Below are 25,980 nucleotides of genomic sequence, written 5' to 3'. Positions count from 1 at the left end.
CGGCACTACCCGCTTCCTTCACCGACCCTGCCGGTCCGCCGCAAAGACGGTCTTCCCGTCCGCCAGGTCGCCCTTAAGCAGGCCCTCCCGCACGGCCACCGCCGCGGTGTTCAAAATCTACTCCCAAAGGCAGGAAGATGGCAGAAACTTGTAGAATAAACGTAGTTTCAGGAGGGATGCGCCGTGGCCGCAGGTTATGACGAACTCCTGCTGCCCCGCGCGGTGTCCGGCTTCTTCCGTATTGCCTAGCGCACCTTATGGAACTGGGAGCACAAGGGTATCCTGATCCCTGTCCGCCTGCCCACGGGGCAGAAGCGGTACATGAGGGGTGAAGTGTAAACGCTGCTGCAGGCGTTTGGCGGAAAAGGGAACGCAGCCTGAAAAAACTGAGGAGGCGAGGTAAGTCATGTGGCGAAATACTAGGTTTCTGACTACGACCGCCCTGCTGCTGGCCCTAACGGTCGCAGTTCAGATGGTCGGGCTCCCACAGCCGGTGACAGGCCCGCTGGTAAACGCGATGCTGTTCCTCGCGACTTTAACCGTAGGCATGGGGGGCGGTGTCGTCATAGGCGCCCTGACGCCGTGGATCGCCCTCATGCGGGGCATCGTGCCCCCGCTCGCCCAGCCCGTAACGCCGTTCATATTGGAATTAAAGACTTTATAGTTGAGTTGACGCCGACCGGAAATGGCTCCGCAAGTTATAGGGAGAAGATAGGAGGGGCATATTGGCCGGTGACCCGAATACCTGATTTGCGTGTGGGGTTAGGCTTCAGCAACGAATACGATGCCAAGGCCGCCGTACAATGCGCTCTGGAGCAGGCTTTAGGCCGGACCGGACGACCAGCCCTGACGCTGGTTTTGACCACTGAGGGCTACGACCCCGAAGAAGTGATTGTAGGCGCCGTAAGGGTGGTAGGTAATTCCCCCCTGATAGGCGCTTGGGTACCGGGTATTATCTTTGGCTTTGAAGTATACGCCAGAGGCGTAAGTGTCTGCGCTATCGGCGGAGAAGGAATAGAGGCGGCAACTCACCTGGAAAGAATTATATCGGCAAGTCCCTTTGTCAAAGGTGAAAAAGCGGGCGAGGCTTTATTAAAAAAAGGCGGAGACAGCCCCGGAACTGTTTTGCTTTTTCCGGACGGATCTAACGCCAACATTTCTGAACTATTAAGGGGACTATATAACGCCATGGGACCGGACTTCCAGTATATAGGGGGAGGCAGCGGGGACAATTTGCGGTTCAACAGCACCTACCAATTTACCGAAGAAGGGGTGGGCAGTGATGCTGTAGCCGCGGCAGTGTTGAGGGGGATAAACTTTAAAGTGGATCTGGACCATGGGTGGATCCCCGCAGGCGAGCCTTTTACTATAACCAGGGCGGAGGGCAGGCGAGTTTATGAAATTGATGGAATTCCGGCATTTGAGAGGTATACGGCTCTGGTCCGCAGCTGTACCAGAAACGGATTTCCTTACTACGGAATGCAATACCCCCTGGGCTTGCCCGCTGCCGGGGGAAAATTTATCATTCGGGATCCGCTGAAAGCAGAGGAAGACGGAAGCATCTTATTTGTTACAGAAATTCCCGAAAACACCATTGCTACTATCATGGAAGGTGATGCTGAAAGTCTAATTGCTGCCGCCGGGAGGGTAGCGGAAGGTGCCTTAAATACCCCGGTCACTCCCAAAGTTCTTATCTTGTTTGATTGTGTATCCCGCTATTTATTGCTGGGTAAAGATTTTTCCAGGGAAATGGAGGTAATATCCCGGAGGCTTAAACCCGAGATCCCGGTTTTAGGGATGCTTTCTTTCGGAGAAATAAGCAGTGTCTCAGGGACTCCGCTGTTTTATAACAAGACTATCGTTGCGGCCGCGGGGTGGTAGATAGTGTCCTTTGATGTATCTGAGCTTTTGACCTTATACGAGATAGTAAATTTTTCCTTCCCAGAGCGATACGAAGATCTGATACAAGAAATTGTAGAGAAAGGAAGCCGGCTTCTCGGAATACGCCGCCTGGCCATAATGCTTGATGAAGGCGGCAGGCTTATATGTCTGGGGAAATGGGGTTTTAGAAAAGGCGAGGAATTTACGGAGAGGATCAAGAACCCCGGCGAGAGCGGGTTTGTCTATTTGATGTCCCATGGTGTGCAGGGGTTAATATTTCTGGAAGCTTCAGCACGGATTTCCGGTCGGGGAAAAAGGCTATTCAACATTTTTGCCCGCCGCATCGAAGATATGGTTGCGCTCAAACAAATGGAAAATAAAATAAAAGAATCAGACTGGGAAAAGAAGACCATTTTGGACAGTATAGTTGAGCTGTTGATCTACCAGGATGCAGAGCACCGCATTTTGTGGACCAACACCTCAGCAGCGAAGTACGCGGGAAAAAGGGGTGAGGAGCTGACAGGCGGTCTTTGCTATGAGATATTACACTGCAGGAAGGAACCGTGCGCCGGCTGTCCCGTTGTCAGCGCTTTTAAGACCGGCGTGCCACAGGAGGGCATAGTGACGCCCCACGAGGGCAAGCAATTTTTTGTAAGGGGTTACCCTGTAAAAAGCCAGAAGGGAATAATTGAAGGTATAGTAGAAGTATGTTTCGAGGTCACCGAACGGATGCAGGCGGAGGAAGCGTTTCGGACGATTTTCAACAGCGTCCACGATGCTATTTTTATACATGAACCTGAAGGGGAAATACTGGATGTTAACGAAACCATGTTGCGCATGTACGGTATAACTTCTAAAGGAGAGGCCGTAAAGCTGTCCATCGCCCAAGATTACTCCAGCCCGGGCAATCCCCTGGAACAGCTCCGCGAATGGTGGCAAAAAGCGGTAGAAGGAGAAAGTCCGCGGTTTGAATGGAAAGCCAGGCGGCCGGTGGACGGCACAGTCTTTGATGCGGAGGTATGTTTGAAGAAAATTACTTTTGCGGGCAAAGACGCGATACTGGCCACCGTGAGGGACATCACCGAACGCAAACGCGAAGAGGAGCTATTAAGAAGTATTTTTAGTCTTTCCCCTATAGGGATGTACATAGTCAACGGAGGAAGGTTTCGGCTGGTAAACGCCCGGTTTGAAAAGCTCTCGGGTTACTCTCAGGAAGAACTAATCGGCAGAGAAGCCTTGAGCCTCGTACACCCGGAAGACAGGGAGGCCGTGCGACGCAACGCCGTAAAGATGTTAAAAGGCATGGTTGCCCAGCCCTACGAGTTCAGGATTATTACCAAATGTGGTGAAATTAAGTGGGTCGAGGAGACGGTGGCTTCCCTGCAGCACGAGGGCAAGAGGGTGACACTAGGAAACATAATGGATATCACTGAGAAAAAGAGGGTTGCCCAGAAGCTGGAATATGTTAGCCTCCATGACCAGCTGACAGGTCTTTACAACCGCACATTTTTTGAAGAACAGCTCAAGCGCTTGGGTAAGAGCAACAAATATCCCATCAGCATAATAGTTGCCGATGTGAACGGCCTCAAGCTGGTGAACGATACCATGGGCCACCATAAGGGCGATAAGCTGTTGATTGCTTGCGCTCAGATCCTTAAGAAGGCCCTGCGCCCTTCGGATATTGTAGCACGAGTGGGAGGAGATGAATTTGTGGCCCTTCTGCCCCGCACCGATGAGGCTACGGGCTCGAATATACTGCACCACCTGCGTTTATCCATTGAGCAATACAATCGAAAACATCCCCGGCTTCCTTTGAGCGTCTCCTTCGGCATAGCTACAGCGTACAATTCTGAGGAGCTTTTAAAGCAGACCTATAAAAGGGCAGACGATCTTATGTATCGGGAAAAACTATACCTCGGCACCAGCGCTCGGAGCAAGATCGTCAATGCCTTGCTTGCCGCACTGTCGGAGCGCGACCATTTGACTGAAGGGCACGGCCGGCGCCTGCAGCAGTTATGCCGGATCCTGGGAGAAAAGATGGGGCTTTCGCCGCAACAGCTGGCCAACCTTTCTCTTCTGGCTCAGGTCCACGACATAGGTAAGGTCGGTATACCTGACAGAATACTCTTCAAAAAAGGCCCCCTCACAGATGAAGAATGGGAGATTATGCGCCAGCATCCGGAAAAAGGCTACCGGATCGCTTTGGCCTCACCGGATTTAGCGGGGATCGCCGACTTAATCTTAAAACACCACGAAAAATGGGACGGCACTGGGTATCCTTTGGGCCTCAAAGGGGATGAAATACCCATAGAGTGTCGTATTTTAGCCATAGCCGATGCTTTTGACGCCATGATCTCCGATAGGCCGTATAGAAGGGCTAAAAGGGTCGAAGAAGCATTGGAAGAAATACGTCGGTGTGCAGGTACGCAATTTGACCCGAAGCTTGTGGAGATATTTTTACAGGTGATCCTTACTTTAGAGGAGTTTTCTGAAAGACAAAAGGTGGCGAATTGATTGGCTTCAACTAAAAAACTAGACCCATCTTCGTCGTCAAAAAGTCTTTACTCAGGGATTTTTTCGGGAAGTACGTCTCTTTGCCCTGGACCGCATCCGGCAATGGCAGGTGACAGGGCGCAAATTCGAAGTAGCGGCTGATTTTTCCCTGGAAGACTACCTGCAAAATTCCCTGGGCATAGAGCGGGGGCCGCAGGTATACGAGGTCATCATTCGCTTCCACCGCGACCAGGCGCGCTGGATCAAGGAGCGCCAGTGGCACCCCGGCCAGGTAATGGAAGAACTACCCGATGGGGGCCTGGTGTTAAAAATGCACCTCAGCGGCCTGCAGGAAGTGAAACGCTGGGTGCTGAGCTTTGGTAGCAGGGCGGAAGTCCTGGCTCCCCCGGAGCTACGCCGGGAAGTAGCCCGGGAAGCAAAAGAACTGGCCGCACTTTACGACCATATTTAGGGGCAAGCCGTGGTTATCATACCCGTCCCCGTTTCCCCGTTCATTTTTCCGCCTTGGACATGCATGTGCGCCAGCTAACGAAGGACCGCCCCCAATGCATACTGGCCAGCATCCTCTGTATGGGGGAGAAATGCTGCGTTTTGGCGGCCAACAACTGCTGGGATAGCCAGATTACCGTTATCTCCATGACCCGCACCGTATGGGCGGCCAGGCCCAGGCCACCCGGTAGCACTCCCATATCAAAAACAGTTCTTCCCACACGGAAAGTTTACGGCCCGGCCGCCAGCACCAATCTGGGGGTTTTCAACAAGCCCGAGGTAAAGGTGTTAGAAAGAAAAGCGGTGTGACAGTTTAGATTCCTCTATGGTCGAACGGTACGTGTTCCAAGAGAAAATGTTTCTATAAACTGTCCCGGTGTGATTATGGGAATCCCTTCATATTCCTCCAGGGCCAGCAAATGGCTGTCACCAGAGATGAGGCAGTTAGTTTCTCCTGTCTTGGCGCACTCTAAAAAGCGGTTATCACTTGGATCTGCGTTAATAGCGTTAACTTCTACATCAGGCAATACCAAAATTGTGTTTTCAAGGTTAATAAAACCTTCTAATAATTGCTGCCTTTCTTCCACGGTGCCGACTTTAGCAAACTTTGGTCTGAGAAAAACCCCCATATACTCTGTTACAACCGCTGGGCTAACTACAACTTCGATTTTCCCGTCTGCCCAAAGGTCTACTATTTTGCCAGCCGGCCCTACCGGTGCCAACAGGCCGGATATAACTACATTCGTATCTAAAACTACTTTCATTTACCCTCTCTGTACTCCTTAATTTCTTTTTCTATATCCGCCTGGGTAAGACCGTTTGTAGCTGCTCTGGATCTAATCTTAGCCAGGGCTGTTTTTAGGGCCAACCTTTTGTTTTCTTCGGCGGTTTTTTGCAAGAGCCGGTATTTCTCGTAATCCAGGAGTACAGCTTTAGGTTCACTGTTGATTGTAATAACTACCGGCGAATCATTTTTTAGAGATTCGATGAAGGAAGTTAATTTCGGGCGGACTTCATTTATGCCGGCAATGCGTTCCATTTTAACACCCCCATTAATGGTTACATTAACATTTTCTTTAATCTTAGTATATATTTTTAATATGGTCAAGTATGCGAAGCCGGTAGCCTTCTCAAATGGCATACAAACCCCTGACTTTATCAGTTAAAACCCTGGAACCCGCATGAAACCTAGACAAATCGAAAACCAGGCGTGCATTTTGCCACTACTGCTAGTTCTGCCAGCGGGAAGCAAACTCATCTACAGCAGTTATGTTTCCCAACTTATCTTTCAATTTTTTAGTTTACCAAACGAACGGGGAGCTATTTCTGCCGGCAGATAAGTTTTTATAATATCTAAAACTTCCCCCAGGCGTTCAATCTGATGATCGGGTTGCACCGCCTGGTTTGGAACACGGGCTTTTTTACGATTCAACCATACTGCCGCCGCACCAAAATTCTTTGCCCCTACCACGTCGGCATTGTACGAATCCCCTACGTGCAAAATTTCTTCCGGCCTGCATTCTAAAATATCGGCCGCCTGCTGAAAAATCTCCGGCGAAGGTTTATACGCACGGGCATTTTCAGAGGTAACGACGGCATTGAAATTTAAATTATATCTAGCCAGAGCGATGGATAACTCATGGTTGTCTGTGTTGGAAATCAGTGCGGTCTTGAAATGCCGGGCCGCAGCTTCGACCACAAGGGGCGCATCGGGATATATGGAGCAGTTTTCGATTAACCGCAGCCAGATTTCTAAATCGCCCGGTTTCCTTTTTCCCTGGAAACCAAAGTCCCTGAAAGTCATATCTAAGGCCCGATCAAAGACGTTCCACAATTTATCAAATTTATCTGTTTTAATCAATTCATCGGTATGTTCATCCCACAAGCGGTGGAAAGAAGCGGCGTCGGCGGCAAAGGAGTTATGCTGCAGTATGAGTTCCGTGGCCCTGGAATGGAGACCCTCTATATTAAAAAGTGTCCCGTAGGCATCAAAGGTTACGGCACGTATTTTACGTTTACATTTAATAGAAAGTTCCGTGTTCACCCGAATAGCCTCCAAAAATATTGTTTTCACTGCGTTGCCGGGGCATTGCTATTTGTTCTTAATCAATATTACAGTTATAGCTGCTATCAGCAACCAAAACACCACAATAACTCCCCCGGCCCACCAATTTACAGGTTTATTTTTCAAGGCCAGCTGGGCTTTCTCGCGGCACTCAAGCATGACTGCCCGGGGAATCATTTTTAAAGCAAGGGTTACACCTAAAGGAAGGATAATCAGATCATCTAAATAGCCCAAAATTGGAATAAAATCAGGTACAAGATCCACCGGGCTAAAAGCATATGCTACAAGACAGGCGGTAAAAATCTTGGCATACCACGGTACACGGGGATCCCGATAAGCTAGATACAAGGCGTATATATCTCCCTTTAACTTTCGCGCCTTCTCTTTCCAAGTTACCCAAAATTCGCGTGCTCTCATTATTTATTCGCCACGTCCTACCATATTTCACCCAAAAAATCCTGCAGGCCGTTCAATTACGAAATCCCCGGCCGGGATTTCCTTAATATTACATGTTCAAGCAAGATACTTGCCAGGGTGCCTACGATAACTCCGTTGCTCAATATGGCAGCCAGCCAACCCGGCACCTGCTCCCACTGGGAGTGGGGTAGGAGCATGACGCCGATGCCGGAAAGGAGGCCCAGGCCGACAATAAAATTTTCCCGTAAAGCAATTTCTTCCCGCATTACATCCCGCAGGCCTATCATCGCCAGGGAACAACCGGAAACCAGGAGCACGGCGGCCGCCACCGGCTGGGGGACGCTGCCCGCCAGGGCTCCCAGGGGCGGGAACAGCCCCATGGCTATAAAAATTACACAGGCCAGGATAAAAGGTTGGCGAGATTTATTGCCGGTTAAGGAAATCAGGCCGGCCGAGATGGCGAAGGGAATAGTTCCTATACCGCCGAAGATGCCGGCCAGGAAGTTGGCGGCACCGCTCGCCGCCAGGCCGCGGTCGTATTTTTTTATGGGCAGGCGTTCATTGATGGCCGCTTCCAGGGCGGCGATGCTGCCCACGACGTTGGGAACCAGAAGCAGGCCAAGTAGGGTAAAAGAAGCGACGCTTCCCGTCTCCAGCGTGGGCGGACCCCAAGGCAGCAATGTGGGTAGGGAAAACCATCGGCTGATTCCCGGCCATTTTACCTCCCCTGCCAGGAAAGCCAATAGCCAGCCGCATACGACGCTTAAAATAAAGGCGCTGCTCTTTAACAGTCCCCTGCCGTTTAAGTTAAGATAAATCACCATCATAAGTACCAGGAGGCCGATTATGAAAAGCTTCACTCCTCCTGCTGCCAGGCCTTTAATCCCCACCCCGCCTATCTGCAAACCCAGAAGCATTAAAAGGATTCCGGTGACGCGGCAGGTAAAAAGGGCACGTGCCCAACGGATAAAACCAATACTTCCCAGTACGGCCATGGCCAGGCCGGCAATGATCAAAGCTCCTTCAACGTCGGTACGAACTAAGGTCAAAGGTCTTCCCATAGCACTGGCTATCCCTGCTAGAATTACAATAGCTGCCCACCAGGGAGCCGCCGGGCCTTCGATAAGCAGCCCGCCGTGGCCAAGCCAAATTTGCAAAAGGCTCGCAACGCCGGTCAGGAAAAAGGTGAGCTGGCTGAGCTTGCCTATTTCCGCCGCATCCATTCCCAGAGCGTTCCCGACAACTACCGGGGCCGAAATGACGACGCCGATGTGATAAACGATCCATTGGAGAGCGTCCAAAGTAACGAGGCCTTGCTTCTTCAACAATAACCGCTCCTTTAATAACTTAAATCTATATTACTTTAAATCCCGTACCTCCATCAAGATAATAGACATAAGCTTCCTTTACCCTGCGCCGGAAAATAAACGATACGGCCCGGGCGTAGAGCTCAATCTGCTCGCGATATTCTGCCAGGGGGTCGGCAGGTAGGCGTCCCGTCTTGAAGTCCAGGAGCAGGAAGCCGTCTTCTTCATCTACCAGGCAGTCGATAATGCCCTGGACAAGAATGGTTTCACCGGTAGATACTTCTGACTTAAGCGCTGGATAGAGCTCGGCGACGGGTACGGCCAGGGAAAAGGGCAGTTCCCGCTTTACCTTTTCCGGGCGGGCGAGGAGGCGCCGGCCCAGGTCACCGGTAAAAAAGGAAATGAGGGCACCGGTATCGACGGCGGCCGCCTGCTCCGGCGTTAAAATCTCATTAGTCACCATTTCCTGTAGTAATTCACCCAGGCTTTCCGCCGTCACCGGCCGCCCCAAGTCAACGTGCTGTATGACCATATGGGTAACGGTGCCGCGTTCGGCCGCTGTGAGGCCGCTGCCGGCCTGAAGGAACATGGGACGACGGTTAAAGCGGTTTACCTGAATTCGTGTGGGAGTTTCGCCGTCGTTAAATACATCAAAACGCCGCTTTAATTCGGTTACGGCCAGTTTGACCGGCAGGCCATTCAGCGGACGCCACGGATAGACCCAGGAAAGCCGCCGGTCTACTTCCCGCCGCAGTTTCTCCCGGTCGATTAGTGGTGTACCTTCTGTGTCTGCAATTGCCCTTTGACTTGTTTTTTCCTGCTTAAGGGAGATCGCCTCCCGTCCGGCCATTTCAGACAAGGCCGCAGCCGTTATCACTTTAACATCCCAGCATGAGGGATCGTCGAGGAGGCGGCTTTCTTGAATTTCAGCAAGCATTCTAATGGGTGTTGCGCTCGAGTGGCGCGCCAGGGCATACATAAGCCAGTCCAGGGGGCATCGCGCCCGGGAGGTGAGCATGGGAGAAAGACGTTCTGCCTTTTCCAATAAGCCGGCGCTCCAGCTTTCCGCCCTCTGGGGCAGATTTCTGGCAGTTCCTGTCAAGATAAGTTTTTCCCGCGCCCTGGTCATGGCGACGTACAGGATGCGCAGCTCTTCACTTAAAGCTTCCAGGCGCAGGCGGTGGGCCGCCGCCAGATAGGGCAGGGTCGGGTATTTAATGCCGTTTTCCATGTCGAAACAAAGGGGGTTAAGACCCAAACGGCCGTGTAGAAGAACGTCGCCGCTCAAGTCTTTAAAGTTAAACCCTTTGCCAAGATCGGCCACGATGACTACGGGAAATTCCAGTCCTTTAGCCTTGTGAATGCTCATAATCCTGACGACGTTCTCGTTTTCCCCTAATGGTGAAGGCGCTTCCAGATCGCCTTCCGTCTCCCGTAGCCTTTCGATAAAGCGCAGGAAGCGAAAGAGGCCGTGGCGGGCAAAGCCTTCGAACTGACGCGCCCGATCGAGAAGGGCACGCAGGTTGGCCTGGCGCCGAGCCCCTCCCGGCAGGCCGCCGACAAATTCGAGATAACCTGTTTCCCGGTAAAGCTCCCACAATACGTCAGGCAGGGGGCGACGGCGGGCCATGGTCCGCCACCGCTCCAGTCGGGTTAAAAAATTACCCAGGCGGGCGGCGAGTTCGCCGTTTGCGGCAGTCCCGGCGGCCTCGATCACGGCGGTGAAAAAGTCTTTTTCCGGCGCCGCCAAGCGAATGCGGGCAAGATCAGCGGCCGTCAGGCCGACAATGGGGGAGCGCAGTACCGCTGCCAGGGGAATGTCCTGATGGGGGTTGTCGATTATTCGTAACAGGGAAAGGACCGTTTCCACTTCCACCGCTGCGAAATAACTGCCGCCTGCGTCGACATGGGCGGGGATGCCTTCCTGCTGCAGGGCCTCGAGGAATACCGCCGCCCTGTCCCTCGTGGCCCGCAGGAGGATGACTATATCCCGGTAGCTAAGATCCCGGTAGGTCTTCCCTTCTGCATCCCATACTTTAAACTCCGGGCCCGGTTTTTCTGATGTGCCGTGTACCAGCTGCTTTACGCGCCTGGCTACCAGCCGCGCTTCGCGCTCCAGGGCAGTTAGATCTTCCAAATCCGTTGAACCGTCTTCATACCCATCGTCCGCCTCGTTAAATTCCGCCGTATTCTCCCCGTCCCACCGGCCCTCAAGGATATACGCCTCTATCGCCGCCGGCGCCGCCTCCGGGTGTTCCGGATAATTGGCCCGGCAAATCAGGGCCGCGTCATCGTCGTACTCCAGCTCGCCGACGTGGCGGGAAAAAAGCTGGCGAAAGACGAAGTTGACGCCGTCCACTATCGCCTTCCGGCTGCGAAAATTGGCTTTAAGGATTATGCGCCGATTTGGCCCACCTTCCCTTTCCGGATAGTCATGATATTTGTCAAGGAAAAGCTCCGGATTGGCGAGGCGAAAACGATAAATGCTCTGTTTGACGTCGCCCACCATGAAAAGATTGGCATCATCCGGCGTTCCCTGCCGGGACACCAGGGTTAAAATGGCGTCCTGAACGCCGTTGATATCTTGATACTCGTCCACCAGCACTTCGTCAAAACGGCGACGCAGTTCCAGGGCGACGTCCGATGGACGCAGTTCACCGGGCGGCGCGCCTTGATCCATGAGGATTTTAAGGCAAAAATGCTCTAAATCGCCGAAGTCGACCAGTCCCCGGTCCCTTTTTATTTTCGCGTAGGCCCCATCAAAGCGGCGCACCACCTCTACCAAAGCTCTAGCCATCCCGGCGGCCCGCCCCAGTTCCGCTTTTACGGCGGCCCCATCGCGGCACAGTTCTTCCTGGATGCCGCAGATGAGCTTTTTGGCCCGCTCCCTGTAACCCACGGCCCTTTCTTTAACGATGGCGTCTACTCCGGGGTCGCGAACGGGCTTCAGTCTCCCAAAGGTGAAGGAGATAAGCCTTTTGCACACCTCGCCCCAGGAGAGAAGGTCCAGTTCCTTCCTTAGCTCTTTGATTAATTCTTCTTCCTTTATCAGGTTGTCCAGGTACACGGCAGGACCGCCGGGACCAGCCGCCAGTTTTGCCGCCCGGCGGAGATAATATTCCGCTTCCTCAAGCCTCAAGTTGAGGGCTTCTTTTACTTCCGGATACCATATCTGTTTTTCCAGGGGGCCTTCGCCGGAATAACAACACGTCGCCGTTTCTGCCAGCCAGGTTTCAGGCCGGGGCAGGCTTCTGGTAAAGCGCCAAACCTTGAGCACCAGATCCACCAGGTTGGCATCGCCGCGGCCGCCGAGACTGTCGGCCAGCTCGGTTATGGGGCCGCCCTCGGGTTCGGCGGTAAAACATTCCTCCAGCACCTGGTCCATGACCTCCAGTTGGAGGAGGTCGGCCTCGGCAGGGTCCATAACTTTAAAAGCCGGATCTAAATCCAATCGGTAAAAATAAGTGCGCAGTACCCACAGACAGAATGAGTGGATGGTGCTGATATGGGCGCGATTGAGCAGCAGGAGCTGGCGTCTTAAGTTTTCGTCATCCGGCCGGCGGGCGGCCGCCCCTTCCAGGGCCGCCCCTATTCGCTGGCGCATTTCGGCGGCAGCGGCCTCGGTAAAGGTAACAACCAGAAGGTTTTCCAGACTTATGGGCGCCACGGGATCCGTCAGGCGCCGGATGATCCTCTCCACCAGTACGGCCGTTTTGCCCGCACCTGCGGCCGCGGCCACCAGCAGATTGCCGCGGCGGGTATTGATGGCATTGAGCTGTTCATCCGTCCAGGCGCGGGCATCAAGGTCATAAACCACTGCCCATCAACCCTCCTTTGAGGCGGCAAGAAAGTGCGCGGCAGCATCCCAGAAATCCTGCCCTTTTAATGGTGGCAGGCGGCGGTAATTATTCCCGGGTATCTGAATGTCAAAAAAGCATACCGGCCGGTAGGGACAAAAATCGCAGCCGCTGCTTTTTGCCTGCTTGTAGGGGCTGATGGCGATTTGTCCCGTTAGTATTTCCCTTGCCAGTTCGACGGCCCTGGCCCGGGCCAGGGCGAGAAGGAGATTCAGCTGTTCCCGGGTGACGGCAGGCGCTCCCCGCCTTATACTCCCATCTTTGTTCAGCCGTACGGGTAAAAGGTCCGGGCTTTGTTCCACGTCCCTGTCCATAAGCCTTATGACCTCGGGGTCGGCAAGAAGAAGTCCGCGCATTTTCAGGGCCTGGCGGCGCAGTCTGACCGCCTCCATTGCATCCCGCACCGGCGCCTGCCGCCTGATAACGGGATTGCTGACGGCAAAGTATAATATGCCGGCCGGGTCGGCCTCCTCGCCCAGGAGTTCCGGCGCCGCGGCCAGGGCGGCCTGTAGGTATAAAGGCAGCTGCAGGGAAAGGCCGTGATAGACCCGCTCAAGATCAAGGCCGGTTTGACTGCTTTTGTAGTCTATAATCCGCACATATGCCCGATCCCGGCAGCGGGCGGCGTCGATGCGGTCGACGCGGCCTTCGAGGAGGACCCGCCGTCCGGGAGCGGCCTCCAGCTCCAGGGGCGGCACCGTGCCTTCCCTGCCGAAATAGGCTTCCACCGCCACAGGCCGGAAGGCTCCCCGTCGGGCGTGTTCGTTCAAGACCGCGAGGACCCCCAGCAGGGTCTGCTCCAGTTTCTTACGCAGGTAGCCATAGCGGGCGCTGCTGTTTAAGATCTCTTGCTGCAGCGACGGAACTAAAGCCTCGATCCCTTCCTTGAGGATGGCCGCCGCTTCCAGGTCGTCCACTTCACCCCAGTCACGCCCCCTGGCCTTTAGCTCTTCCACGAAGACTTTTAAGGCCGCGTGGTAAAACTGGCCTATGTCCGCAGGCTCCAGGCGGTACAGCTTTCTTTCCTTCAGTCTTAGGCCGTAGGCCAGGAAATAGCGAAAGGGGCAGGCGGCATAGGTTTCCAGACGCGAGATGCTCATCTTTAAAGGTTCGGGATAGAGATGCGCCACCAGCCGGGGTTCCAGGGCCTTCTCTTCGTTGGTATAAGCCGCTCCCTTCAGGAGGTCCAGCCACCTGCCGCCTTCGCTTTCTTCAAGCCAGCTGTAAACCTCCCGCCAGAGGGGAGAAAGGGGGATGCCGCGGCCTAAAAGGCGGGCCAAATGCCCGGCGGCCCGGCGCGGTGTGGTAAGATAAAGGAGGGCGTCTTCTCCTTCCGGCAAATCCGGACCGGCGTATTCTTCTACCAGAGCAGGCATCAGCTGGCGCAGCCGCCGGATCAAAGGCGACGGTCCCAGGGCCCTGCCGGCGGCGTCGGCCAGGGGATAGCTAAGCCATAAATGGCGTTTTGAACGGGTAAGGGCCAGGTAAATCAAAAATTCTTCGTGGAAAAGTCTTATCGTTCCCGTCGGAGCCAGTTTCAATCCGGCAGCCTGAAGTTCTTCCCTTTCCCGGTCGCTGAAAGCGGCATCTTCCGCAATCCGCGCGGGCAGCATTCCCTCCGCCGCTCCGAGGATAAAGACGGCACGGACTTCCGGCTGACGGGAACGGTCAAGGGTGCCGACCACCACCTGATCCAGGGCCGGGGGGATGAGCCTGAGCTTCAGCCCTTCCATGCCGGTCGCTAGGACGGCGGCGTACTCTTCCAGAGTAATGGGCGCATCCCCCATTACCGTTACCATCTCATCCAAAAGTTCCGTAAAGTCGTCCCAAACTTGTTCGTGTTCCTGGGCAGTATCGAGATCGCCGGCCTCCCTTGCCTCCCGGCTCCATTTTTCTAAGCGTCGGGGCACCTCCAGATCATTTAAAAGGTTGAAAAGGGCGGTCGTGATCCCTTTCACCGTCAAAGTCCGCCCCTGAACTTCCCGGTAAAACCGGCGCAGGTGCCGGACGGCCCGCTCGCGGATGGCGTTTTCAGGGGTTTCTTCCAGCCACAGGCGACCGCGAATGCCGTAGGCCAGGACGTAGTTTTCTAAAAGGTCTACCTCCCGGCGCTGGATGGGCACCAGATCGCTTTTCAGGTAACGAAAAAGGGGATCATAGGCCCAGTTTTCCAAAATGGTTTCCAGGGCCGCACGGACCAGTTCCAGCAGGGGGTGGTGGCCTACAGGTCGCCGGCGGTCGATGAAAAAGGGGATGTTAAAATCGCGAAAGGTGTTGACGATAAGATCGTGGTACGGTTCTAAATCCCTTAGCAGAACGGCCATTTCTCGAAAACGCAAGTTCTCGTCGCGGGCCAGGCGTAAAATCTCCCCGGCGGCCGCCTCGACCTCCACGCGGGGATTGGCCGCCGCCACCAGGCGCACGCCGTCCGGCGCGCCGGGAAAGGGTTTTATGGGCCAGCGGCCGAAATGGGCTTCCAGGTGAGCCAGGACCGGGCTCTGGAGAAAACGGGGGCAGGTAGTAAGGAGGACGTCGTCTTCGATATCCACCCCCGCCCTCTGGGCTAAAGAGCGCAGGCGATGATAGGTTTCGTTGGTGGGATGAAAAAGCTCTGTTTCACCGAGCTGACGCCGCCTCAATGCGGGGTCCAGGCACAAGGTGACGGTCACCCGGTCGGCGACGGCCAACAAAGCCTCAAGGACTTCCTCCTCTTGGGGCGTAAAGCCGTTGAAGCCGTCGATCCAGACCTGGGCGCCTTTAATAAAGGGTGCCTCCGGCAGTCTTTGGGCAAGTAAAGTCATATAATCGTCTGGATCTATGTAGCGGCCGGCAAGGTGTTGTTCCAGGTCGCCGTAGATGACGGCCAGGTCGTGCAGCTTGCGGCCTAAAATGGTATCGCCCCGCCCGGCGGCGCGGTATTCCTCGGCGGTCCTTTTCAGATCGTCAGGTTCTATGCGATAGAGCTTGAGTTCGGCGATGGTATGGGCGAGCTGGTCGATGAAACCGGCGCTGCCCGCCAGGGAGGCAAATAGGGTCAAATCCTTTTGCCGGACATTCACTATGGCCCGCAGGGCCATGCGCTTGCCCATTTCTCCCAGATGGGAACGGGCGGCTCCCCCCGCTTCCTGAAAAACCCGCCATCCCAGACGGCGAAAACTCAAAACCTGGGCCCGGCTGAAACCCGGGAGGGAGAGGAACTTGTGCAGTTCCAATTCCATCTGCAGTGTGGCCTGCTCCGGGGTCAGGATAATGAGGCCCGGTCCTTCCGGCCCCGTATCCAGGGCGGCCTTTATTTCTTCCAGGCACAGCCGCGTCTTACCCGAACCGGCGCGACCTAAGACAATGCGCAAAGACAACCTGAACACCTGCCCTATCCCTTCAATTCCCTTCTTCAACCTGCAGAAGGCTGCCCCACCCGGCAAAATCCGGATCGTGGGTCAAAAGCAAAAGCTGGCGTTTTTCTGCCAGAACCGTAAGGCTTTCCCGGATACGCCTGCGGCGTTCGGCATCGCAGTTGACAAAGCAATCGTCAAAAATAAAGGGAAGGGTCAAAGCGGCACTCAAGAGGTCGCCGATGGCCAGGCGTAAGGAGAGATAAAGCTGGTCCTGGGCGCCGCGGCTGAGCTGGGCCAAAGGTATGGCGGCACCCGTTTCCTTAACCTCGACGCGAAAATCCTCGGTGAGTTCCACCCGCCGTTCCTCCTTGCCCGTAAAGAGGATAAAATATCGGGTGGCGGCGGCGGCCAGCTCCCTGCGGTATTCCCGGCTGTAGTCCCGAGCCGCTTCTTCCAGCTCTCTGTAGGCCAGGGCCAGGGCTGCGGCTTCCATTTCCAGGCGGGCGAGTTCCCTTTCCCGGGCCGCCAGGATTTCGGCGGTAACGGCCACATTGGCGATTTGCCCCCCTTCCAGCTGGGACTGGCGCCGCAGAAGCCCGCGTTCTTCCTCTTCTAGCCCCTGCACCTGGTTTTCCAGGGCCGATGTTTCTTCCTGTAGTTTTTTATATCTTGCTTCCAGCTCCTCCCCTTTTATTTCTTCACCTGGTTCCGGCAGGCCCGGATGTTCTTGCGCCAGGGCCCGCCACTCCTGCAGGACGATTAAGGTCCGATTGGCGGCATCCAGGCCGGCCGCTTCCAGTTCTTCCAGGCTGCCGCCGCCCAGGAGGCCGGTCAGCTGCTCCTGCCACCCCTGCCGTTCCCGGACCATCTGTTCATAACTCCGGCGCCTCTCCAGGGCTTTGCCGGCGTCACCGCCTGTTGCCGCCAGAACAGGGGCCAATGCCCGCCGCAGTTCGTCTGCTTCGCTCTTCCTTTTTGCAATCTGGCTCTTTAATTCCTCTACCCTTGCGGTGACGGCCCGGCTGCTGCCCTCCACTGCGGCCAGTTCCTTTTTCACGGTTTCGGCCTCCGTTAAGAGGGAAGCGACCGCGTCTTTATCATCCTTCGTAAAGGGTGCTACATGGACCTCTAAAGCGGCGACGGCGGCCTCAAGGCGGGTTAGAGTCGTCTGCCCTTTGTCGTCCGGCTGCAAGAGTTGTTTCTGCCGCTCATTTAACCAGCTCTTCTTGGCCGCCAGCTCTTCCCACTGCCGCGCCCGCTCCAGGATCTCTTCCCAGCCTCCCTTTTCCAGTTCCTTTAACCACTCCAGGAGCTCGCCCGTCGTGGTCGAAGACCTTCCGTACAGGCGCGCCAGCGCGGCCAGTCCCGGCCAGGGGGCATCCAGGGTGTGGGGTGATGCCTTAAAGGCTTCTTCCACCGCCACGCCTGGATTTTTCTCGCTAAATTCCTTCAGCCTGCCCTCCAGTATTTTCAGCTCATCGCGGGCGTTCCGGTAGCGCTGGAAGGCGGCGGCAACATCGGTAAAACGGACGGCAAAGGCGGCTGTTGCGGCCGTAAACTCCTGCCGCGCCTTCACGGCGGCCGCCAGGGCCTGCCGGGCCCTTTCTTCTTCTTCAACGCCGGGGAGGGAAGCCGCCAGGGCGGCCAGTTCCGCGCGGGCCCGTTCCCTTTCCAGCAGGCGGTGACGCAGTTCGTCCAGCTTCTCTAAAGGGGCGTCAGCCCAGGGGCCTAAGACCGCATCCAGCCCCCTAAGGCGTTCTTTTAAGGCGGCAACCTCCGCCTCAAGGGCTACGGCGTCATCCCGGGGGCGTCCCAGGTAAATCCAGGCCGCACCCCCCAAACAGCACAGCAAGATGATAACGGCCGCCGCAGGCCAGCTGCCGCCCATAATGCCGACCACCGCACCTGTCAAAAGGCCGGCGCCGACAAGAATTGCCAGGACGGCCCGCCGGCGGCGGCCTGCCGCCAGGGACGACTGCAGGGCGGCTTCTTTAAGCTTAAGCTCCGCTCCGGTCTTCGGCTTTTCAGCCAGGGCGTGAAGGGCGTCTTCCCCTAAAGCGTCAAGATCACGGAAACGCCGGTGATACTCCTCCTCACGTTTGCGGTAGGCTTCTTTCCGTTCCTCCAGCCGGCGGCAGTTTTCCCCGGCCTCCCTTTCTTCTTTTTCCAGAGCCGCCCGCCGATATTCATAATTGGCCGCCAGTTCTTCCTGTTCCGGTGATAGAGCGGCAAAGCAGGAGAGTTCCCCGGCAAGCTCTTTTTTTAGCTCCCGCCAGCGCGTATAATCTTTCTCAAAACGTTCCCAATCCGCCATGAGCCCGCGGGCGGCCGTCTGCAGCCCTTCGATGACGGCGGCCGGGCTCGTTCCCAGGGTGGCGAAATCCGGCAGGGCGGCCAGTGCCGCGGCCGTCTCGGCCTCGCGGGCGGCCAGCTCCTCCATTTTTGCGGCCAGTTCTGCTATTTCCCGGCGCAGCCGTTCTAATTCTTCCAGATCCCGCAGGATGTCGGGATGGTCGGCGACAGCTGCCAGCTCTCCTTTAAGCCTTGCCGTTAAATCCTCCCGCCGGACCCGGAGTTCATTGACCTGGGCCTCCCCTGCATCTGCTTCCTTCTGGAGGCGGGTGATTTCTCCTTCCAGCTCCAGAAGGCGGTCGAGGCCTTCACTGCCTTCTATAAAAGATTCCCATTCGGGATAGAGGCGGGAAGCTTCCTCCCGGGAGGCGCGAATCTTCTGCTCCAGCTCCCGGGCCCTGGCAAGGGCCGTTCCAGCCTGCCGCTGCTCGCGTAAGAAACCCTGGTAGCGCACGTGCAAGGCCCGCCATCTGTCCCATGCATCCCGCAGTTCCCTCCGTTTCTTCAACTCCTCCCTGGCGTTTTTAAGTTCTGCTGCCAGTTCCTGGAGCCGGGCACGCACCGCGGTCAGCTCCTCCATGGTGTCGCCGGATGCCTGTTTAACCCTTTGCAGGGCGGCGATTTCCGTCCGCAGTTCTTCCAGGCGGGCGTCTTTGCGGCCGTTGTTGCCTACACCCATATCGCCACAGTAGCGGGTCAGGGAACGTAACGAACCGGCCAGATGCTGGAGGGCTTCTTGGTAATGGCCGCCGCTCCCTGAAAGGAGCTTCTGCACCTCATTATCTAAGGCCCTGCCCTCCGGCAGGGGCTGGCCCAGGCAAAAGGTGGCTTCAAAAAGTTCCCGGGAAGTTATGCCCAAAAGGTTCGTTAAATGATCAATATAGATGGGAATTTTTTTATGGGCGCCGGGATTATGGGTCCCCCGCCAGATTTCTTCCCAGCCGTTTTCCTCCCAGCGCCGCAGGGTCACGCGGTTGGTAGCGAAATGCCGTTTTATGACATACGGTACGCCGTCAACTAAAAATTCCAGCTCTCCTTCGAAACGCTCCGCGCCTTCCCGGTTGGCGAAACGGGTGGTGCCAAAGGCTTCCGGATTTGCGGTATTGGGCAGACCGAAAAGGACGGCTTCCAGCCCGGCCACGAGGGTTGATTTGCCCCTTTCGTTGGGAGCCACAAGGACGTTCAGGCCATCTTGAAAGGTAACCTTTACCCCGTCGCGATAGCAGCCAAAGCCCCAAAGGCTCAACCGCCGCCAAGTTACCGCAGGCATGACCCGCCGCCCCCCTTCAAGGCCGCCAGGCCGTACATGAGGGCCCGGTTTACCGTCTCCGCCTCCTGGGGTGAAGCCGCATGGGAAAGCTTTTCCCGCAGGCGGCGGACGAAAAGGCCCCTGATGGTGGGCTCTGCCGCCAGTTTGTCCAGTACCTCCGGCGCCCATCCTTCAGTTTCATCCGCCAGTTCCAGGTACGAACAAATATGTTCCAGACGGACCCGCAAGACTTCCAGATCCAATTCAAAACCCACATGCCCGACAAGGCGAACCTGGGTTATGGCATCTGCGGTCAAGTTTTCTTTTATCTCTGCTTCCAGCTCCTCCATCCCGCCCATACCCGTCACGTCGACCGTTATCACCTGCCAGGGCCGCGTCGGAGCCGGTATCCCCTCCACCCGCGCCGGGCCGTCGCCTAAGGTTACTATGGTCCAGGAGCCCGTGCCGGGATCGGCAAAGCCCCTGCCGGCCACCATCCCGGCATAACAGGCGAGGGTTTTGCCCAGCCGCCGCTCACCCCCTCGGTGGATGTGGCCCAGGGCTATATAATCGTACCCCGCGGCCGCCAGGGCGGCACCATCCAGGGGCAGGCTCCTTTCGCCCCCGTCCCAATCCAGGGAGCCGTGGAAAACGGCCAGGCTTATCTCCCCTTCTCCTGCCGGCGGGAAGTCTTTTAACGGGCCGTCGATGCGGGTGACCCCGCCCGTATAGGCCATGGCCACCAGGCGACAGGTATAACCTTTAATGGTAAATTCGGCAACTGATGCCGGCATGGGCGCATTCACCAAAATTCCCGGCCAGCGCCCGGCCTCGCGGCGGTAAACCGCGTCGTTATATGTAATCTCGTCGTGGTTTCCCGGCACTGTCACCACCCGGATGCCGGCGGCCTCCAGCCGGGCCAATTCCCGTATGGTTTCTTCCACAAAGGTGGCCTCCGGACGGTGGTTGTCAAATAAATCCCCGGCGATGACCACCATATCGATGGCCATTCTGGGGTCCAGGGCCAGGTCCACGGCTTTCTTCAAAATCCCATTGCGCTCCCGGCAGACTTCTTCCTTAAGGGGGGAAGGAAGGGCCACATGGTAACCTAGATGTAAGTCCGCCAGGTGCAGCAACCTGAACAAAGGCTTCACCCCCGTCAAATGCTTCGCTATACCTCTTTTCGCCGCCCGCACCCGATTTCCTGCAGTAAACCCGCGGCCAGCAAAAAAGCCGCCGGAAAGGCGGCATATTTGTTGTTTTAGCCAAAACGCCCGGTAATATACTCCTCGGTGCGCCGGTCCTTTGGATTGGTAAAAATGTCGGCAGTGGCGCCGTACTCGATCAGCCGCCCTTCTAAAAAGAAGGCGGTGTAGTCGGCCACCCTGGCGGCCTGGTGCATGTTGTGGGTGACCATGACGATGGTGTACTTTTCCTTCAATTCTTTTACCAGCTCTTCTATTTTTAATGTCGATACCGGGTCAAGGGCCGAACAGGGCTCGTCCATGAGCAAAACTTCCGGTTCCACGGCCAGGGCCCGGGCGATGCACAGGCGCTGCTGCTGGCCCCCTGAGAGACCCGCCCCCGATACATGCAGGCGGTCTTTTACTTCCTTCCACAGCCCCACCATTTTCAGGCACCTCTCCACCACCTCTTCCACGGTGGTCCCGGAGGGTATACCGTGAAGGCGCAGGCCGACGGCCACGTTGTCGAAAATTGACATGGTAGGAAAGGGATTGGGCTTTTGAAAGACCATGCCTACCCGGCGGCGCAGGTCGGCTGCATCCACATTGGCACCGTATATATCTTCGCCGTCAAGGAACACCCGGCCCTTTGTCCGGGCGCCCGGGATCAATTCATGCAGCCGGTTCAGGCAGCGTATGAAGGTAGATTTGCCGCACCCGGACGGTCCGATGATGGCCGTTATCTGGTTGGTGTACACTTCCAGGTTGACGTCCTTTACTACATGGTTTTGACCGTACCAGGCATTGAAATCCTCTATCTTCATGCATACCTTCATCACTGACGTCCCCCTCCGCCGAACCGGCGGCCTGCCATTCGGGCGGCGATGCTTGTAAGCATAACCATGGCTACCAGCACCAGGGCCGCGCCCCAGGCCAGGCGGTGCATCTCTTCATAAGGCGTCGTGGCATAGGTGTAAATATATACCGGCAGGGAAGCAATGCGATCCAAAAGGCCGGTAGGCCAGTAGCGGCTGTTCAAAGCCGTAAAGAGCAGGGGCGCCGTTTCCCCGGCGATCCGCGCCACGGCCAGAAGGGAACCCGTAATGATTCCTCCCATGGCACTGCGCAGCACGATGCTTAAGGTGGTGCGCCACCTGGTAGCCCCCAGGGCGAGGGAGGCTTCGCGCAGGCTGTTGGGAACCAGGCGCAGCATTTCCTCCGTCGTGCGGGTGACCAGGGGCAGCATAATGACGGCCAATGCCACGGCCCCGGCCAGGGCCGAAAAACGTTTCATGGCCAGGACCATGGTGCCGTAGACAACGATACCGACAATTATAGAAGGGATACCGGTCATGACGTCGCAGATAAACCGGACCAGACCGGCTAAGCGGCCCCGGCCGAACTCCGCCAAATATATGCCTGCGAGAATCCCCACAGGTATGCCGATAAAGGAAGCCGCTACAACTAAAATAATGGTGCCGATGATGGCGTTGCCCAACCCGCCCCCGGGCTGTCCCACGGGTCTAGGGAGCTGGGTAAAAAAGTCCCAGTTAAGGGCCGTCAGGCCCTTGGCCACTACATACATTAAAATACTAGCCAGGGGAACGAGGGCTACTGCAGTTGCCCCCATGGCCAGGACAAACATCAGGGTGTTCATAAATTTCCGACGGTAATTTCTTCCCCCGCTCATTCTTTACCCGCGCCTCCCGCTATCCTGGCCGTCCGCCACACCAGCAAGCGAGCGACGACGTTTAACAGCAGGGTAACGGTGAAAAGGACTAGCCCGGCCATCACTAGAGCCGCCAGATGCAGATCGTCGAAGGCCTCGCTGAACTCATTGGCAATAATGCTGGCAATAGTCTGGCCCAACTCAAATACCGACGGAGAAATCTGGGGCCGGTTGCCGATGACCATGGTCACGGCCATGGTCTCTCCCACCGCCCGGCCCAGGCCGAGGATGACTGCTCCCAACAGGCCAGAACGGCCGTAGGGCAGAACGGCCATTTTTATAGTTTCCCAGCGGGTGGCGCCCAAGGCCAGCATGGCTTCCCGCTGGGTATTAGGGACTGCCAGCAGTACTTCCCGGGAAACGGCGGCGATGGTAGGAATAATCATAATGGCCAGGATAACGCCGGCCGCCAGCATGCCGAACCCGTAAAAATTACCCTGAAAGAAGGGCAGCCAGCCAAGAAAACGGTGTAAAAGAGGTTCCACGGTCGTCCGGATCCACGGCACCAAAACGAATATTCCCCACAGGCCGTAGACAACACTTGGAATGGCCGCCAGCAGCTCTACCAGAAAGGAAACCGGCCCCCGTAGCCTGGAAGGTGCCAGTTCGGCCAGATAAACGGCGATCCCCAGACTTAGGGGTACGGCGATAAGCAGAGCTATGAGGGACGATACAATGGTCCCATAAATTAAGGGCAGGGACCCAAATTGGCCGTGGACCGGATCCCAGCGGGAACCCATAATAAAGCCAAGGCCGAAGCGGGCATAAGCCGGTTGGGATCCTTTAACTAGCTGGAGGGCGATGATTATCACCACACCCAGCATCACCAGGGCCGCTAGCAAGGTGAGGCCGTGAAAGAAGCCATCGCCTACCTGGCGATTTTTATGGTTCGGCATCTACACAAAACCTCCACACCGGCATTGAATTGGGCAAGGGGAAATCATGGGTCGAACCCCGATTTCCCCACTCCGGTGTACCTTTGTCCGTCGCATCAACAAAATTAGTTTTTGCGGAGCAGTTATGATTAATATCCAAAAATTATTATAAAAGATCGGTGTTATAATTAAGTTAGCCCCATGTTAAAATATTGTTAAGGATTATTTATAAAGGGGTTGCCCCTGGTAGTTAATTTGTTTGATCTTGGCTTCGGCCAATTTTACTACATTTTCGGGCAGGGGGGCATAAAGTAGATCTTTGGCATATTTTTCACCGTCGTGAATGGCCCACCACAAGAATTTGACCAATTCCGTGCCTTTGTCTTTGTCCTTCTGATCTTTATATACCAACAGGTAAGTGTATCCGGCAATCGGATAGGAATTTTCGCCTGGGGCGTTGACGATGGAAACCCGCATATCTTCAGGCATATTGGCGGCGGCACCGGCAGCAGCCGCAGTCGTGGTATCCAGGGTGGGCTCCACAAATTTACCGGCCTGATTTTTAATGAAAGCGTAAGGCAGCTGGTTCTGGACGGCATAGGCAAGCTCTACATAGCCAATACCGCCCGGCGTCTGCTTGACTGTACCGGCCACGCCTTCATTGCCCTTGGCGCCAATGCCAACAGGCCATTCGACGGCAGTACCTTTACCTACTTTTTCTTTCCATTCCGCACTAATGCTGCTCAGGTAATCGGTGAAAATATTGGTGGTGCCACTGCCGTCGGAACGGTGGACGACGGTTATGTCTTTATCCGGAAGTTTTACGTCGGGGTTTAAAGAAGTAAGGGCAGGGTCGTTCCACTTCTTAATTTTACCCAGGAAGATGCCGCTTATTACTTCCGGCGTCAACTTGAGGCCTGAATTAACGCCGTCGAGATTATAGGTGATTACCACGGCGCCCATAACCGTGGGAATGTGGAAAATCTGCCCTGGCGCTTTGCGCATTTGCTCATCTGTCATCGGGGCGTCGCTGCCGGCAAAATCCAACGTTTCCTCTGTTATACCCTTGATGCCGCCGCCGCTGCCAATGGATTGGTAATCAATGTTTACATTAGGAGCTACTTTGTTATATTCGGCGATCCATTTGCTGTAAAGGGGGTAAGGGAAAGAAGCGCCGGCACCATTTAAGGCTACGGTTTGAGCCTTGCCGTCGCTGCTACCCACCGGCCCTTTGCCGGTTTCACCGCTCTTGCCGCAAGCGGTTACCAACATCAGCAACGCCAGCGCCATTACCAGCACAATTACCCGCTTGCTTTTCTTCGCCACTTAAAATTCTCCTCCTATTTTTAATATACCACCAGCAGGTTACTGCCTGTCCACAGATTATTATAAAAAACTGGTGTTATTTTTAAATTAGCTCTACGTTAATATCATGTTAAGGATTATGAAAGCCGCGCCACGCGCGGCTTTTCCACTGGTATGAATCAAGTTTCAGCTTCCAACCCGTCCAGTAATTACTGCCATTCATCCCCGGCAATATTGCCTGAGGATTTACTTATAAAGAGGTTCACCCTTGTAATTGATCTGCTTGATCTTGGCTTCCGCCAGTTTTACGACGTTATCGGGAAGCGGCGCATAGAGCAGGTCTTTGGCAAACTTTTCCCCATCATGAATAGCCCACCACAGGAATTTAACCAGTTCCGTACCCTTGTCCTTATCCTTCTGGTCTTTATACACCAGCAGGTAGGTGTATCCGGCAATTGGATAGGAGTTTTCACCGGGAGCATTGACGATGGAAACCCGCATATCTTCAGGCATATTGGCGGCGGCACCGGCAGCAGCCGCAGTCGTGGTATCCAGGGTGGGCTCCACAAATTTACCGGCCTGATTTTTAATGAAAGCGTAAGGCAGCTGGTTCTGGACGGCATAGGCAAGCTCTACATAGCCAATACCACCCGGCGTCTGCTTGACTGTACCGGCCACGCCTTCATTACCCTTGGCACCAATGCCAACAGGCCATTCGACGGCAGTACCTTTACCTACCTTTTCTTTCCATTCCTTGCTGACGTTGCTCAGGTAATCAGTGAAAATGTTGGTGGTACCGCTGCCATCGGAACGGTGAACAACGGTGATGTCCTTATCAGGGAGCTTTACATCCGGGTTCAAAGAACTGATGGCGTTGTCGTTCCACTTCTTAATTTTACCCAGAAAGATGTCACTGATGACCTCCGGGGTAAGCTTGAGGCCTGTCTTAACGCCTTCCAGGTTGTAAGTAATTACGACGGCACCCATAACCGTGGGAATGTGGAAGATCTGTCCCGGGGCCTTGGCCAGCTGTTCATCCGTCATAGGGGCATCACTGCCGGCAAAATCTACTGTCTGCTCGGTGATACCTTTGATACCACCACCGCTACCAATGGATTGGTAGTCGATAGCTACACTGGGAGTCACCTTGCGATACTCGGCAATCCACTTGCTGTAAAGGGGATAGGGAAAAGACGCGCCGGCACCATTCAAGGCTACGCTTTGAGCCTTGCCGTCGCTGCTCCCCGCCGGCCCTTTGCCGGTTTCACCGCTCTTGCCGCAAGCGGTTACTAACATCAGCAACGCCAGCGCCATTACCAGCACAACTACCCACTTGCTCTTTTTGCTTAGCACTAAGTATTCTCCTCCTTTTAAATTAAGATGGTCAGCAGGTAACTACCAGGCTAAAATAATTATAAAAA

Annotated in this window: 19 protein-coding genes; 5 read left to right on the top strand and 14 right to left on the bottom strand. The window is 55.4% G+C overall.

What is annotated here, in order from left to right:
* Positions 1 to 517: 517 nt before the first annotated feature.
* The 5 genes from MHFGQ_RS02125 to MHFGQ_RS02105 all read left to right on the top strand — a co-directional run bounded on the left by MHFGQ_RS02125 (position 518) and on the right by MHFGQ_RS02105 (position 5,193).
* The gene (locus MHFGQ_RS02125) at positions 518 to 664 is read left to right on the top strand and encodes a hypothetical protein (RefSeq protein ID WP_170066160.1); all 147 of its coding nucleotides are present in this window, start codon (positions 518 to 520) and stop codon (positions 662 to 664) included.
* 68 nt (positions 665 to 732) lie between these two features.
* On the top strand, positions 733 to 1,881 hold the full coding sequence (locus tag MHFGQ_RS02120; protein WP_106004604.1) for an FIST signal transduction protein: 1,149 nt from the start codon (positions 733 to 735) through the stop codon (positions 1,879 to 1,881).
* Positions 1,882 to 1,884: 3 nt separating this feature from the next.
* Positions 1,885 to 4,395: a PAS domain S-box protein gene (locus tag MHFGQ_RS02115; RefSeq protein ID WP_106004605.1), complete on the top strand. Its 2,511-nt coding sequence runs from the start codon at positions 1,885 to 1,887 to the stop codon at positions 4,393 to 4,395.
* 109 nt (positions 4,396 to 4,504) lie between these two features.
* Positions 4,505 to 4,846 carry a WYL domain-containing protein gene (locus MHFGQ_RS02110; protein WP_245907768.1) on the top strand — a complete coding sequence of 114 codons (342 nt, stop codon included), beginning with the start codon at positions 4,505 to 4,507 and terminating at the stop codon, positions 4,844 to 4,846.
* Between the two features lie 65 nt (positions 4,847 to 4,911).
* The gene (locus MHFGQ_RS02105) at positions 4,912 to 5,193 is read left to right on the top strand and encodes a hypothetical protein (RefSeq protein WP_146127118.1); all 282 of its coding nucleotides are present in this window, start codon (positions 4,912 to 4,914) and stop codon (positions 5,191 to 5,193) included.
* Between the two features lie 14 nt (positions 5,194 to 5,207).
* Here MHFGQ_RS02105 and MHFGQ_RS02100 read toward each other — a convergent pair whose 3' ends face one another.
* The 14 genes from MHFGQ_RS02100 to pstS (MHFGQ_RS02035) form a co-directional block, all read right to left on the bottom strand.
* The gene (locus MHFGQ_RS02100) at positions 5,208 to 5,648 is read right to left on the bottom strand and encodes a putative toxin-antitoxin system toxin component, PIN family (RefSeq protein ID WP_106004608.1); all 441 of its coding nucleotides are present in this window, start codon (positions 5,646 to 5,648) and stop codon (positions 5,208 to 5,210) included.
* On the bottom strand, positions 5,645 to 5,923 hold the full coding sequence (locus tag MHFGQ_RS02095; RefSeq protein ID WP_106004639.1) for a type II toxin-antitoxin system Phd/YefM family antitoxin: 279 nt from the start codon (positions 5,921 to 5,923) through the stop codon (positions 5,645 to 5,647). The genes MHFGQ_RS02100 and MHFGQ_RS02095 overlap by 4 nt, the downstream gene beginning before the upstream one ends.
* Before the next feature lie 249 nt (positions 5,924 to 6,172).
* Positions 6,173 to 6,928, bottom strand: a complete 756-nt coding sequence (locus MHFGQ_RS02090; RefSeq protein WP_170066161.1) for an HAD family hydrolase — start codon at positions 6,926 to 6,928, stop codon at positions 6,173 to 6,175.
* Positions 6,929 to 6,976: 48 nt separating this feature from the next.
* On the bottom strand, positions 6,977 to 7,366 hold the full coding sequence (locus tag MHFGQ_RS02085) for a YkvA family protein (RefSeq protein ID WP_106004610.1): 390 nt from the start codon (positions 7,364 to 7,366) through the stop codon (positions 6,977 to 6,979).
* A 56-nt stretch (positions 7,367 to 7,422) separates the two neighbouring features.
* A complete protein-coding gene (locus tag MHFGQ_RS02080) occupies positions 7,423 to 8,691 on the bottom strand; it encodes a uracil-xanthine permease family protein (RefSeq protein WP_170066162.1) in 1,269 nt (422 codons plus the stop codon).
* Positions 8,692 to 8,719: 28 nt separating this feature from the next.
* Positions 8,720 to 12,490, bottom strand: a complete 3,771-nt coding sequence (gene addA, locus MHFGQ_RS02075; RefSeq protein ID WP_106004612.1) for a helicase-exonuclease AddAB subunit AddA — start codon at positions 12,488 to 12,490, stop codon at positions 8,720 to 8,722.
* A gap of 6 nt (positions 12,491 to 12,496) precedes the next feature.
* Entirely contained in the window at positions 12,497 to 15,886 is a 3,390-nt protein-coding gene (locus MHFGQ_RS02070; RefSeq protein ID WP_106004613.1) for a PD-(D/E)XK nuclease family protein, read from the bottom strand.
* A 22-nt stretch (positions 15,887 to 15,908) separates the two neighbouring features.
* Positions 15,909 to 19,487: an AAA family ATPase gene (locus MHFGQ_RS02065; protein ID WP_106004614.1), complete on the bottom strand. Its 3,579-nt coding sequence runs from the start codon at positions 19,485 to 19,487 to the stop codon at positions 15,909 to 15,911.
* Positions 19,475 to 20,611, bottom strand: coding sequence for a metallophosphoesterase family protein (locus MHFGQ_RS02060; protein ID WP_106004615.1), 1,137 nt, complete (start codon positions 20,609 to 20,611; stop codon positions 19,475 to 19,477). The genes MHFGQ_RS02065 and MHFGQ_RS02060 overlap by 13 nt, the downstream gene beginning before the upstream one ends.
* A gap of 116 nt (positions 20,612 to 20,727) precedes the next feature.
* On the bottom strand, positions 20,728 to 21,486 hold the full coding sequence (pstB, locus tag MHFGQ_RS02055; protein ID WP_106004616.1) for a phosphate ABC transporter ATP-binding protein PstB: 759 nt from the start codon (positions 21,484 to 21,486) through the stop codon (positions 20,728 to 20,730).
* Positions 21,486 to 22,340: a phosphate ABC transporter permease PstA gene (gene pstA, locus MHFGQ_RS02050; RefSeq protein ID WP_106004617.1), complete on the bottom strand. Its 855-nt coding sequence runs from the start codon at positions 22,338 to 22,340 to the stop codon at positions 21,486 to 21,488. Before pstA ends, pstB begins: the two co-directional genes overlap by 1 nt.
* Entirely contained in the window at positions 22,337 to 23,275 is a 939-nt protein-coding gene (gene pstC / locus MHFGQ_RS02045; protein WP_106004618.1) for a phosphate ABC transporter permease subunit PstC, read from the bottom strand. Before pstC ends, pstA begins: the two co-directional genes overlap by 4 nt.
* 201 nt (positions 23,276 to 23,476) lie before the next feature.
* The gene (gene pstS, locus MHFGQ_RS02040) at positions 23,477 to 24,580 is read right to left on the bottom strand and encodes a phosphate ABC transporter substrate-binding protein PstS (RefSeq protein ID WP_211292839.1); all 1,104 of its coding nucleotides are present in this window, start codon (positions 24,578 to 24,580) and stop codon (positions 23,477 to 23,479) included.
* Positions 24,581 to 24,805: 225 nt separating this feature from the next.
* Positions 24,806 to 25,855: a phosphate ABC transporter substrate-binding protein PstS gene (gene pstS, locus MHFGQ_RS02035; RefSeq protein ID WP_425463819.1), complete on the bottom strand. Its 1,050-nt coding sequence runs from the start codon at positions 25,853 to 25,855 to the stop codon at positions 24,806 to 24,808.
* Positions 25,856 to 25,980: the final 125 nt, after the last annotated feature.

The sequence above is a fragment of the Moorella humiferrea genome (assembly GCF_039233145.1).
GTDB classification, from domain to species: domain Bacteria; phylum Bacillota; class DSM-521; order Neomoorellales; family Neomoorellaceae; genus Neomoorella; species Neomoorella humiferrea.
Note: the sequence above shows the minus strand (reverse complement) of the source record. Positions and strands in the feature narration are given on the sequence as shown.

Bases quoted from the DNA above. Each gene is read 5' to 3' on its own strand.
- MHFGQ_RS02125 (WP_170066160.1), top strand. From the start codon at position 518: ATGCTGTTCCTCGCGACTTTAACCGTAGGCATGGGGGGCGGTGTCGTC.
- MHFGQ_RS02100 (WP_106004608.1), bottom strand. From the start codon at position 5,648: ATGAAAGTAGTTTTAGATACGAATGTAGTTATATCCGGCCTGTTGGCA.
- MHFGQ_RS02095 (WP_106004639.1), bottom strand. From the start codon at position 5,923: ATGGAACGCATTGCCGGCATAAATGAAGTCCGCCCGAAATTAACTTCC.
- MHFGQ_RS02085 (WP_106004610.1), bottom strand. From the start codon at position 7,366: ATGAGAGCACGCGAATTTTGGGTAACTTGGAAAGAGAAGGCGCGAAAG.
- MHFGQ_RS02065 (WP_106004614.1), bottom strand. From the start codon at position 19,487: ATGCCTGCGGTAACTTGGCGGCGGTTGAGCCTTTGGGGCTTTGGCTGC.
- pstB (WP_106004616.1), bottom strand. From the start codon at position 21,486: ATGAAGGTATGCATGAAGATAGAGGATTTCAATGCCTGGTACGGTCAA.
- pstA (WP_106004617.1), bottom strand. From the start codon at position 22,340: ATGAGCGGGGGAAGAAATTACCGTCGGAAATTTATGAACACCCTGATG.
- pstC (WP_106004618.1), bottom strand. From the start codon at position 23,275: ATGCCGAACCATAAAAATCGCCAGGTAGGCGATGGCTTCTTTCACGGC.
- pstS (WP_425463819.1), bottom strand. From the start codon at position 25,855: ATGTTAGTAACCGCTTGCGGCAAGAGCGGTGAAACCGGCAAAGGGCCG.